This window comes from Pirellulales bacterium (assembly GCA_035533075.1).
GTDB lineage: Bacteria > Planctomycetota > Planctomycetia > Pirellulales > JAICIG01 > DASSFG01.
In genome coordinates this window covers 1-12,115 of record DATLUO010000213.1, presented here as the reverse complement: position 1 = coordinate 12,115, position 12,115 = coordinate 1, and the positions used below count along the sequence as shown (strand labels likewise).

The following is a 12,115-nucleotide window of genomic DNA, read 5'->3' as shown; positions in this document are numbered from 1 at the left end:
TTCCACTATGTCAGCTCGGATGCCTTCTCGCGGATCGTTTTTGGCGGTCCAGCACGACACCGCCTATTTTCCCGTGAAAACAGGCGTTTTCATGCCCAGCGTGCGAAGGCCATCGCGGGCGCGAATCTCGTGTAACAAGGTTCTTGCTGGTGCGCTTAGGCATGGCGGCATCTTGGTCGGAAAGACAGTTGCGCGGCACGTCCGCGGAATGACGCCCGTTCGGGCCTACAGGCGCAAGCGAGGACGCTTACGCTACGGGGCTGCGCCCCTAGGCGATCGAATAACGCCCCGTCGGGGCCACGAACGTTGCTCACCCGATGCCCTCCGCCAGCTCACCGCGAGGTGCTTCGCGCGCGCGTGCCCGACGCAGGCAGGCGCGGCAGCGGGTAGATTACCAGATTGGGCGGTGAATGCAAGCAGCCGGAGGCCTGCGTCTTCCCCACCCGACCGACGCCACGAACGACAAAGAGCACCCGAATCGCGGCTACTCGCGCGCCACGCCGAAACCGATACGTCTCTTTTGGGCAAGCGTTGGAGACGCCAGGAGTTGGCGAATGGCTTCGATGTCGGCCAGGGGAAAGGATGGTTAAACGGAGTACGCCATGCCAGGTGGTCAGCCAGCAGGTCTTGGCGCGGGCCTCTCTCAATACCAGTCTAGCCTCAGCGCAATCCTGCCTCCGGCAGGCCTGCCAGTTCATCGCTTTCCGAATTGGGGAAAGGGGGCGGCCCCATCCTACGCGATTTTCGCGACCGCCGCCTCTATCATTCCGCAGACAAAGTCGTCGTAGCTCATGCCGGCGGTGCGGATTTGCCGGGCAAGGCCGGCCGAGGGGCTGATGTCGGGATTGCCGTTCACTTCCAAGATGAAAGGATGCCCGGAGGCGTCGACCCGCAAATCGACGCGGGCGTAATGCCGGCAGCCGGTCAACCGGAAAGCGGCCAACGCCACGCGGCGAATCTCGTCGGCCAACTCCGGCGATACCTCGGCCGGACATCGGGCAGGCGTGCCGTCGAACTCCGGCGCCTCGCGCGTCCACTTGGCGTCGTAGCTGACGATGGGCGCGATGCCGGGAATGAATTCGATCTCCGCCAGCGGCAAAGCCGTCGATTGGGGAAGCGCCAGCACCCCGACATTGAACTCGCGGCCGGCAATGTATTGCTCAACGAGCACATCGCCATACCGCTCTTGCACGCAACGGATCTGCCGGACCAGTGCGTCGGCGTCACCCACGATGCTCTCGGGCCCGATTCCCAGGCTGCCGTCTTCGTGCGCCGGTTTGACGATCACTTGCCCCGCGGCCAGCATCGGCTCGAAACGTCCCACCGTGATTGGCTCTTGAGCGTCGATCGACTGAAATGCGGCTGACGGCAAGCCGGCGCCGAGCAGCATCCATTTGGTGAGCGCCTTTTCGCGCACCAGTGCCAGACATTTCGAGCCACTCCCGGTGAACGGAATTCCAAGCAACTCCAAAATGCCCGTGACCTGGGCCTCGCCCGCGCCGACGCCGCGCAGTCCTTCGAAAAGGTTGACGACGCAGTCGGCATCGATGGTTTGCAAAGCCCGGACGATCGCCGCCGGATCGGTGCCCACTGCCAGCCGCGATGAGCGATGGCTGCCTTGCGTCAATGCCGCCTCAACCGCTTCGACCGACTCCAGCACGCCCGCCTCCGACGCATAGTCGGGGTGTTGCTGGGGCAGTGACGGCTCGTTGTGGAGAATCGCGACGTTCATGGCAAAATGGTAGACAGTAGACGGCAGACCGGGAAAACAAGCGCAGCATGTGACCGTTCAAACTAACAAATCACGATTCCTCTCCCCCGTCTACCGTCTACTGTCTACCGCGATCTTCTGCCTCGCCGCCGCCGCTTTCAAAATCCGCCCGATCAAGTCCTCATGGCTAATGCCTACGCCGCGGGCCAGAAAGACAACGTCGCCCGAAAAGGGCGACAAACCCGGCAGGGGATTCACTTCCAGAAAATAGGGCACGCCGTCGCGCAGCCGGAAATCGAAACGCGCCACGTCGCGGCAACCCAAGGCGCGCCAGGCGGCCAACGTGACGCGGCGGACCATCTCCGCGTCGGGGGGCGATATCTTCGCCGGGCTTTCGTATTCCAAGTGTTCTTCCCAATGCCGTTTGACTTCGATGCCGTAAATGAACGGACCGTCATTGGGCCGCTTCGGCAAGATGCGCATGATCGCCAGCACCTCCGGCGGCCGATTGCCGACGACGCCCACCGTGAGCTCTTCGCCTTCGATATACTCTTCGACGAGCAGCGGCTGATGATAGGCCGCGGCCAAGCGGATAATGGCCGCTTCGAGTTCCACTCGATCGTTAACGATGCCGCTGCGCAACACGCCTTTGCTGGAGCCTTCGTAGTTCGGCTTGACCATCAGCGGCCAGGCGAGCCTGGCAAGCTGCTGCTCGGCGGCGGCAAGATTCCCCTCTTCAACCAGCGCCCAACCGGGGGTGGCGATGCCCGCGTGGTCTACCAGACGCTTGGCACACTCTTTGTCGAGCGTGGCGGCCAACGTCAGCGGGTCGGACCCGGTATAAGGGATGCCCAGCATTTCCAGCACGGCGGGCACGCGCGACTCGCGCGTGCGGCTGATTCCCAGCCCCTCGGCGATGTTCAGCACCAGGTCGGGCCGCGGGCCGTCGAGCAGCTTGCGGAGCATCGGCTCGCCGTCGCCCAACAGAACGACCTCGTGCCCTAATGAGCGAACGGCGTCGGCCAGCGCGGCGATCGTTTCCGGCGAATCGAATTCCTCTTCGGCGTCGGTGCCGATGAATTCGCCGGAAGGCAGCGCCTTGGCGGCTCCCTTCATGTTGAACGTCAGGCCGACTCTCACGGCAGCTCCTTGAGCGGGCCGATGGCCACGGTGGTGTTCACCGACAGCGGGTATTTGCTCAGCACCGCGTTGACTTCGTCGAGCGTGATGCGGTCGATGGCGTCCAGATCGTCCTTCATCGAACGGTACTCGTGGCGATAAACCCAGTTCGCGCCGAGATTGAACAGCCGCCCACGCGGCCGCTCGCTCGACAACACTACGCGGGAATCGATCTTGTTCTTGGCCTGATCGAGCTCCGCCGCCGTGATCCCCTCCTCCTCCGTGCGACGATAAATCTCGGCCAGACGCCGCAGGTTTTCCACCGCGAATTCCGGGTCGCAGGAAAGATAGCTGACGAACAACCCCGTGCCCAAGTGGTCGTGATGGCCCAGCGAAGCATGTTCCGCCAGACCCGGATCGACCAGCTCCCAATAGAGCCGGCTGCCGGAATCGTCGCCGATGACGGCGGCCAGCAGCTTGGCGGCGTAGCGGTCGTCGTCGGTGGCCGAAGGACCGTTGGCCAACTGCAAACAGTATTCCTGCGTGCTGGTGTCTTTGTAAATGCACTCGAAGCTGGAGTGCGCCTGGGCCGGACCGATCTCCCGCGGCGCCTCGAACCGCCGCCAGTGGCCGCAATGTTCCTCGGCCGCCGCCACCAGGTCGGCAAAATCGACTTTGCCCGCCGCGACAATCGAGATGTTCTCCGGACTATAGCGACGCTCGAAGTAGGCACGCATGGCGTCGACGCCGAGCTGGCGGATGCTCTCGACGGTGCCCAGCACGCTGCGGCCCAGCGGGTGCCGGCCGAAGTGCGTCGCCCGCACGCGGTCGTCGGCCCCGTAGGGCGGCTGGTCGGCATACATCTTGATCTCTTCGATGATCACCTTTTTCTCGGTGTCGAAGTCGTCGCCGCGCAGCGAAGGACGCAGCACGTCGGCCCACAGCTCCAACGCCGGCCGCTGATATTCGGGCAACACGGCCGCGTGATAGACCGTCTTTTCTTCGCTGGTGAAAGCATTGTAATGGGCTCCCAGCTCGTCGAAGCGGCGGTTGACTTCGTCGGCCGTCCGCTTGGGCGTGCCTTTGAAAACCATGTGTTCCAAAAAGTGGCTCACGCCCGACACGTCGTCGGTCTCGTCGCAGGCCCCGGCCTTCACAAAAAAGCCCAAGGCGACCGAGCGGGCTTCGGGGTTGCACTCGGCCACGACTTCCAGGCCGTTTGCTAGCACGTGCTCACGGAATTCCAACTGGCACCTCCAACGCTTTGGGTCCCAAGGTAACGATGGTGAATTGCCGCGGCCGATGGCCCGCCAGATAGCGGTTGATTTCGTCGGCCGAAAGACCATCCACAATGGCCTCGACCTCATCCAGCGTGCGCACGCGGCCCAAGAAGTACCAGTCGCGCGTCAGCAGTGCGCTGCGGGCCGAGGTCGATTCTTGCTGCATGATCAGGCTGCTCTTGATGCGGGCCTTGAGCCGCTCCAGCTCGCCCGCCTCGATCCCCTCGGCCAGCCGCACGATCTCGCGCAGCATGACGTCGAGCGTCTCTTGCGCCCGCTCGGCGCTGGTGCCGGCGTAGCAAAACACGCTGCCGCGATCGAGCAGCGTGCCGTGCGACGCATATACGCTGTAGCACAGACCCCGCTTCTCGCGCACCTCGGTGAACAGCCGCGAGCTCATGCCGTCGCCCAGCACTCCCACGGCCGCCGAGGCGACGTAATAGTCATCGTCGCGATAGGCCACGCTGGGGTAGGCCAGGCCGATCTGGGTCTGGTTCGACTCGTGGTCGAGGTGCTCGCGGTGCGGCCCGGCCTGGTGTTCTTCGATCTTCGCCTCGCTGGCCGCCGGCCAGTCGCCCAGCAGGCGTCCAACGTCGGCTTTCAGCACTTCCCACTCGATGCGTCCGGCGACTCCCAGGATGCTGCCGTTGGGACGATAAACTCGCTGAAAATAGTTCTGAATATCGGCCAGGGTCAACGACTCCAGAGCGGCTTGTTCACCCTGGCTGGCCCGGCCCCAGGGATCGGGAAAATGCCGCCGCCGCAACTCCAGCATCACCTTGTGCGCCGGCTCGTCTTCGACGGCCGCAAGTTCTTGTAGGGCGATCAGGCGGCACGGCTCGAACTGCTCGTCGGGCAAGTGCGGCCGCCGCAGAATATCGGCATAAATCTCCAGGGCCGGTGAGAGGTTGCGGGCCAGCGTCGCCCCGCGAAACACCACGTGGGCATCTCCCACGTTTTCACCGCGTTCCACGCCCAGGTTATCGAGATCGTTGACGAACTGGCGGTTGTCTCGCGGTCCGGCTCCCCGCAGGATCATTTCGCAGGTCATGCCCGCCACTCCGCCTTGGCCCCGCGGTTCGACGGCCGTGCCGGCCGGAACGCGAAACGTGAAGGCCACCGACTCGACCGATTCCATCGGCTCGGCCAGCAGCACGAGGCCGTTCGGGTAGACGTGCGAGAGGATCATGGGCGTCGGGAGTTCTGGGACCGGCAGGTGGTCGGGCGGCGATGCCCCGCACCCTAAGTATACGGCGGAGCGGAAACTGGCGAAGGTAACGGTTCTGCCGCCCGTCCGCAACCGATACTCACTTCGCCTGGCTTCGGCGGTCAGCCGGGCTTAGTGTTGCAGCCTTAAATCGGCGCCGCACTGCTTGCACCAGATCGCCGCGACGTGGTGCTCGTACTCGAAGCCGCACTTCATGCAGGTCAGCATCAAGCGGCGATTCACCTCGCCCGTGTCGCTGAAGTAGGTGCGGCAATAGGGGCAGATGTCGTACACCGCCCGCACCTCGCGGCGGCACTTCGGACAGACCTTCATGCCGCGGTTCAAGGGCGACAGGCCGCGCAGGCTCGTGCCCGACGACGAACCGGGATCGGCAACCCCGGTGCGGTGCTTGGAATCCTGGTGTACGGGCAAAGCGTCATCGTCGGGCGGAGGCGGCGGACCCAGCATTCCGACGATGGCGTCGTCGGTCAGCTTGCCTGCCGGGATCGGCACCAGCACCCGTGTTTGACACTGCGGACAAAGGCCGGTCAGCCCGGCGTACTTGTCTTTGACATTCAACTCGTGCCCGTTGGGACACTTAAAACGTATTGGCATGGGGGAACTCCCGCCTGTGCGAGACTGGCAATACCCCGAGGTGTATCGAGACGCCTCCTCTTGCCCGCCGTGGGCCGTCCGTTCCCAAAGTACTGCCCCCAGTTAGTTGTCGCTGTTCCCTTATACGTTACCATCCGTTCCCGGATTTCCCAAGAAGAATTTTAGCTGACCCCCCGATGACGCTATTGCAGCACTCGGACGAACTCAAACCGCCCATGGCCGACCATGCTGCCCGACAGCGTGCGGAGAGTGCTATCGCCGTTGGCATCGAACGACCAGACGCCCAGAGCCCCGCGGTCGAAATTGCGAATGGATAGGCACGCGTCGATGATCGCCCGGCGATCTTTTCGGCCGGCCCGCTGGATGGCGGCCAACGCCACTTTCGCCCCTTCGTAGCCGTAGATCGCGTAGGCTTCGGGCAAGATGCCGTAGCGCGCCTGATATTTCTCGACGAACTTTTGCCCCGGCCCGCGCAAGTGCCGCGGCGGCAGGCCGGCAAAGGTGACGTAGCAGCGGCCGTTGAGGTTGTCGGCGCCCGCCGACCGGATGAACGCTTCTTCCATACAGGCGTCGGGCACCATCAGCTTGCAGCTCAGGCCGACGGCGACCATGTCTTTGGCCAGTTGCCCGGCTTTCGATTGCGTCGTGCCGCCGAAGTACACCAGGTCGGGGCCGAGCGCCTTGATCGAGGTCATCAGCGACTTGAATTCCTGGGCCTTGGCGTCGATGCTCTCGTGGCCCAGCACGGTCAAGCCGATCTCGCGGCAGCGCTCGTCGAACAGCGTGGCAATGCCTCGACCATAAACCTCCGTGTCGTCGAGGATAAAGACGCGACGGGCACCCACATCGCGGGCCCAGTCGGCGCCGAGCGGCCCTTGCAGATCGTCGGTGGGCACGACGCGGGCAAACGTAATGCGGCCGGTGGGGCGATAGATGTCTGGCTCGCCCGGGTCGCCCCGTCCGGGCTTGGTCAGTCCCGGCCAGGTGTTGATCGGGCTGATCATCAACAGGCCGGCCCGGTTAAGGGTTGGCATCGAAATCTTCGCCGCGCCCGAATTGTACGTGCCCATATAGATCATGACGTCGGGATCGAGCACCGCTCGCTGAGCGTTGGCGATCTCGGCTTCGGCCGTCCATTGGCCCGCCGCGGCCGTGGCATCGTCCCAATCGAAGTATTCGATGCGGAATCCACCGGCCTGCCAATTGGCCTCTTCGAAGGCCAGTCGGATGCCGCCCACGATCGAGTCGGTCTGCGATTTGACGCTTCCGGTGCGCGGCAGGCTGGACACGATCTTGATGATGCCCGGCCTCTGCTGGCCCAGCGGCGAGCCGACCAGCGGGGCCAAAGCCAGGCCGGCCAGGAGGATCAGGATTGGAATCGCAGAACGGGGCACAGGCTTACGTAGTCCGCTCACTCCGTGAGCGGAGCGGCTTTCGAATTGGGTGGATCTGCCGTCGGCGAAAACGTCACGCCAAAGGCACGTCCATCCGCTTGCGGAGCAAGCGGGCTACTTAGGCGTTAATCCCGCGGCGCAGATGATCCGTGTGGACTGGCTCCGGTGCGTGCATCCGCATGCCCACCGGCACCGGGCGTTCCTTATCGAGCGGCTTGCCGGGGGGAGCGATTTGCTTCCGCGTATAGCGCCGGCCGAAGAGCGAACCCAGCGGTCCCGCCAACAGCGACGGCAGCAAGAGCAAGTTGCCGATCAATGCGGAGGTGAGCAGCGTGACCATCATATAGCCGAAACGCTGCGTCGGCGTAAACGGACTGAGGGCAAACACCGACATTCCCAGGCCGATCACGCCCCAGCTTTGATACATGGCCCGCGCGCAACCTTTATAGGCCAGCATCACCGACTCGCGACGGCTCAGCCCGGCCTTCAAGCCGCCGCGATACTGAATCATGAAGTGAACCACGTCGTCGACCGTCACGCCCAAGGCGACACTGGGGGCCATCACCGTGCCGATATCGACCACAATGCCCAACCAGCCCATGCAGCCGAAGATCATCACCGCCGGAAAGATGCTGGGCAACGCCAGGATCAGGCCGGCCGACAGGTCGCGGACCGTCACCATCATGACGATCGTGATCAACACGAAGTCGCTGACAAAGCCCCAAATCAGCCCCTGCAACAGCGACCGCTGCGCCTTGTAGACCAGCGGCACCAGACCGGTGTAAATCGGCTTGATCCCTTCGACGCCGTTCTTCGCTTCTTCTTCCAGCACGGGTCCGACATGCTGCCGGATGCCCGTCAGGATGTCGCCGTAGTCGACGTCTTTCAAAGCACCCACACGGGCACTGATCCGCCACAGCTCGGTGCCGTCGTCTTCAATGGCCAGATAATCGCCTTTGATGTACTCGTCACGATGCTCGAGCAGCTTCTTGGCCGTTACGCGGCGGGCGACTTTGTAGGGATCGCGAACGCCGATCATGTGGGTGAACACGTTTCGCTTGGCGGTGCGATAATCCTCCGGCCTCGGCAAGTGCGGGGCGAAGGTCACCGCCGAAAGCACGCCGCCCACCTCATCGGTGTCTTCCAGACGTTCTTGCACGCGCTCGACCAGTTCCATTTTCTCCAGGAAGTCGAGCTTGCAGACCTTCGGGTCGATTTCCAGCACCACCTCCAGCGGCACCAGGTCGCCCAGGTGTTTTTCCAGCCAGGTGTAGTCGGCGAGGATTTTGGCGTTGGGCGGAAACAGCCGCATCAAATGCACGGAGGTCGTGGTGTGGATCATCCCCCAACCGCACCCGGCGAGCAGCGCCAGGCACACGACCGACACCAGTCCGTTGCGGCGGATGATAAACTCTCCCATGCGATACCAGACCGCGTTCACCGCACGCACCAGCGAGTTGGAATCGGGCTCTTCATGGTGGTGCAGCGTGGCCTGCCGGGCAAACTCGTGCAGCGGCCACACCTGCAGCGCCGCCGGAACGTGAAAGAACAGCAACAGCGCGCTGACCACCACGCCGACGCCCGAATAAAAGCCGAAAAGCTGGATCGGCACCAGTTCGCTGTAGCACAGCGTCCACAAGCCGATCGACGTGGTCGCGGTTGCCAACGTCAGCGGCAACCAGGCGTGGCGAATCGCTTTTTCCGGGGCAATGGAGATGTCGGTCCCTTCCACGAGCTGATCGCGGTAGTAGTTCGAGAGATGGATGGCGCCCGAAATCGTGGCCACATAGACCAGCGACGGCATGGTGAGCAGAATGGCATTGACCGCGATCCAGCCGGGCGGCTGGCCGATGAGCAAGGGCGAGTAGTGGACGATCGCCAGGCTGGCGGCGGCGCCATAGATGCCCGCGAAAAAGACGATCGAGATCAACTTCCAGTTCCGCAGGCACCACCAGGAGATTGCCAGGCCGATCAGCGCCGCGAAGCCGGCCAGGCGGTAAAGGCTTTGTTCGCCGGCCTCGTCGATGGCCACGTTGTCGACCGGCGGCCCGCCCATGTGCAGCTTGTCCAGGGGGATGTTGCACTCTTCCAGCGCGGTGCGACGGACCAACTTGACGCAATCGCGCATGTGGTCCTTGCCGTGGTCGGAAAGCGTGAGCACGACGCAGGTCGTGGCGCCGTCGGGCCCGATGAGCGTGCCCTTGAGCCGCGACAGGGCTTCGTCCTCAGAGAGGCTGATCGGCTCGGTAGTGAGGCGTTCCAGCAGGTCGCCCCCGGTGATCGCCTCCTTGAAATAAATCGTGTGAGCGTCTTGCTTGGGCGCGACGACCTCTTCCGCCCCATCGCCGTCGGCGTCGATCTTGGTGGGGTGGTGCTTAGGGTCGAGCTTGGCGACCATCAGCCGCAGGGCGTCGGCGTCGAGCGTGCAGCCGTCCCAACTCATGAGGATGAACTGCTCGCCGGCGAAATGTTCGCGGAACCACTTGAAGGTGGTGGTTTCTTCGTACTGGGCCGGCAGCCATTGGGCCACGTCGTTCTTGTTGCTGCGCAGCGCCTTCAGCGCTCCGATCATCGTCGGAAAGAACAAGAACGCCGAGATCAGCAGGATCTTCTGGGCGTTGCGGTCGTAGAACGATCGTTTCATTAAGTCAGGTCAGCTAACTTGCGACAGTCCGCCGAGTAGGAAATAGGCGGGGCCGCCCAGAGCGACTTCCATGTTTGGTGGCGAAGGTGAGTCCGAAGCAGTTTAATCGCTAACCGACGCCAAGTCGATACGCCGGAACCCACCGGCACGCCGACTTGGCCCCAATCGGGCGGTACCACCCGCAAATTCCCTACCGCCGCGCCTCCATCATGCGGCAACGGCAGGTGCGTGCCGGGTGGCGGAATTCGTGAGAATTCTGGCCGTAACTCGCGGCGACGACCAGACTTCTGACAAAGTCTGCTACGGGCGTCGAAACGTAAGCTATGGTTGTTATTCGTGTTAGCCGCCAAGCTCACGTGAGCCGCGCGACGGTCCTGCGGGTTGTTCCGTGATCGAAAGGGTGTGCATCGCAGGGTTCGGGGTTCAGGGCTGGTTTCGGGGCTCGGGGTTTGGTCCGACGTGGTTTGCGGGCCACGCGTTGACGGGCGCCAGCCGTGATGTGGCCAAGCTCCTGCCCCAGCCACCGCCTTTCCTCGCGGCAAAAGGTCTCATTCTCGGCCGCGTGAAGTATATCTTATGCGGTCCCGCGTCGTTCGCGGGAGGTTTGCGGCAGGCTTTCTGGTTAGGTCAGCGACGGCGACCACGTCGGAAGCCGTCAGGCCGCGGTCCATCAGGCCCTCGAAATACGCCAGGCTGCCCGCATCGATCGGGCGGCCGAGCGCGTCGTGAAAGAGGGCGCTTAAAAAGCCCGCGTTGCTGCCGCCGCCCTGCGTTTGGAAGTACTCCTGGGAGCCGACCAGCGCCCAGGCCATTCCCTCAATCGTTCCGCCGCCGTAAAGATACGCCGTCCAGAATTGAATGCCGGCCGCATCCGGGGCACGGCCCAGATACTGCCGGTAGAGCGCGGCCACCGTGTCGTATTGAAACTCTTCGGGGAAAGCCAGCTTGACGATGTCGTAGGCGACCGTGCTGCGGGAAGTGCCTTGCGTCAGCATGGCCACCCAAAAGTCGCGGCCGCCCGGCTCGGCCAGCCGGCCGAACAGATCGCGATAGATCTCCTGAATGTGGTTCTGGTCTCCATCTTCTGGTTCACCGTGCCGACCGTCCCTTCCGCGAGCCATTCTTCGTGGACCGTGGCCGTCGCACTGGCGGTGGCTGACGGGGCGCCGGCGGTCGCCGGGCGCGCCGTCTGCTCGACGCCGATCTGCACGCGGTAATCGGTCGCCGGCCCCCCCCGCGATGCCGGGGCAGCATGTCGGACGAAATCCAAGAAATCATCGACGTGCTCAGCAGCCCAAAGTTTCAATCCCCGCGATGCCGGGGCAGCATGTCGGACAAGACGGCTCAACATGCCAGTGCGCCGGCTGCGGAACGCGTTTCAATCCCCGCGATGCCGGGGCAGCATGTCGGACGCTGCCGGCGGCTTCCTCGACGAAAGTCTACAGGCCGGTTTCAATCCCCGCGATGCCGGGGCAGCATGTCGGACGCGGGAACTACACGCGGGGGACGCCCGCAGAACCCAAGTTTCAATCCCCGCGATGCCGGGGCAGCATGTCGGACGCATTGCGCCCGAAAAGCTCTTGAACCCTTCTGATTAGTTTCAATCCCCGCGATGCCGGGGCAGCATGTCGGACGACCACAGTCAGTGATATGGAGATATAGAACATGGCTACCGTTTCAATCCCCGCGATGCCGGGGCAGCATGTCGGACGTTAGCCGGTGCGAGGAATGAGAAATGACGAAGCTACACAGTTTCAATCCCCGCGATGCCGGGGCAGCATGTCGGACGGAAGCGGAAAAGGTGGTGAAGCGGCCGCGCCGCTACCGTTTCAATCCCCGCGATGCCGGGGCAGCATGTCGGACCATTCCTGCCGGAAGGTCAAGCCAGTCCGCATGGGGAGATGGCTGTTTCAATCCCCGCGATGCCGGGGCAGCATGTCGGACCAAAAGAACAAGTCACCGCCACTATCAAAGTCGCCATGTTTCAATCCCCGCGATGCCGGGGCAGCATGTCGGACCCGCTTCGACCGCCTGCCGAACATTGGCCGGTTCGACGTTTCAATCCCCGCGATGCCGGGGCAGCATGTCGGACAACCCCAGGGGCCGCGCGGGAATCAGCCGCCGGCCCCTGTTTCAATCCCCGCG

The 12,115-nt window shown here is 63.5% G+C and carries 8 protein-coding genes and 1 CRISPR repeat array; all 8 genes read right to left on the bottom strand.

The annotated features are described in order from the left end of the window. Positions 1 to 733: 733 nt before the first annotated feature. The 8 genes from VNH11_27245 to VNH11_27210 all read right to left on the bottom strand — a co-directional run bounded on the left by VNH11_27245 (position 734) and on the right by VNH11_27210 (position 11,091). Positions 734 to 1,732 (bottom strand): hypothetical protein, encoded by a 999-nt coding sequence (locus VNH11_27245; GenBank protein HVA50091.1) that lies wholly within the window; start codon positions 1,730 to 1,732, stop codon positions 734 to 736. A 90-nt stretch (positions 1,733 to 1,822) separates the two neighbouring features. Continuing rightward, entirely contained in the window at positions 1,823 to 2,851 is a 1,029-nt protein-coding gene (locus tag VNH11_27240; protein ID HVA50090.1) for an ATP-grasp domain-containing protein, read from the bottom strand. Further along, the gene (locus tag VNH11_27235; GenBank protein HVA50089.1) at positions 2,848 to 4,077 is read right to left on the bottom strand and encodes a pitrilysin family protein; all 1,230 of its coding nucleotides are present in this window, start codon (positions 4,075 to 4,077) and stop codon (positions 2,848 to 2,850) included. The genes VNH11_27240 and VNH11_27235 overlap by 4 nt, the downstream gene beginning before the upstream one ends. Beyond that, positions 4,064 to 5,299: a pitrilysin family protein gene (locus VNH11_27230; protein HVA50088.1), complete on the bottom strand. Its 1,236-nt coding sequence runs from the start codon at positions 5,297 to 5,299 to the stop codon at positions 4,064 to 4,066. The genes VNH11_27235 and VNH11_27230 overlap by 14 nt, the downstream gene beginning before the upstream one ends. 150 nt (positions 5,300 to 5,449) lie before the next feature. Further along, positions 5,450 to 5,932: a hypothetical protein gene (locus tag VNH11_27225; protein HVA50087.1), complete on the bottom strand. Its 483-nt coding sequence runs from the start codon at positions 5,930 to 5,932 to the stop codon at positions 5,450 to 5,452. Positions 5,933 to 6,114: 182 nt separating this feature from the next. Beyond that, on the bottom strand, positions 6,115 to 7,326 hold the full coding sequence (locus VNH11_27220) for a branched-chain amino acid ABC transporter substrate-binding protein (protein HVA50086.1): 1,212 nt from the start codon (positions 7,324 to 7,326) through the stop codon (positions 6,115 to 6,117). 118 nt (positions 7,327 to 7,444) lie between these two features. Next, positions 7,445 to 9,970: an MMPL family transporter gene (locus tag VNH11_27215; GenBank protein HVA50085.1), complete on the bottom strand. Its 2,526-nt coding sequence runs from the start codon at positions 9,968 to 9,970 to the stop codon at positions 7,445 to 7,447. A gap of 548 nt (positions 9,971 to 10,518) precedes the next feature. After that, entirely contained in the window at positions 10,519 to 11,091 is a 573-nt protein-coding gene (locus VNH11_27210) for a DUF4214 domain-containing protein (GenBank protein ID HVA50084.1), read from the bottom strand. A 103-nt stretch (positions 11,092 to 11,194) separates the two neighbouring features. After that, positions 11,195 to 12,062: direct repeats of the CRISPR family, unit length 37 nt; unit sequence GTTTCAATCCCCGCGATGCCGGGGCAGCATGTCGGAC. Positions 12,063 to 12,115: the final 53 nt, after the last annotated feature.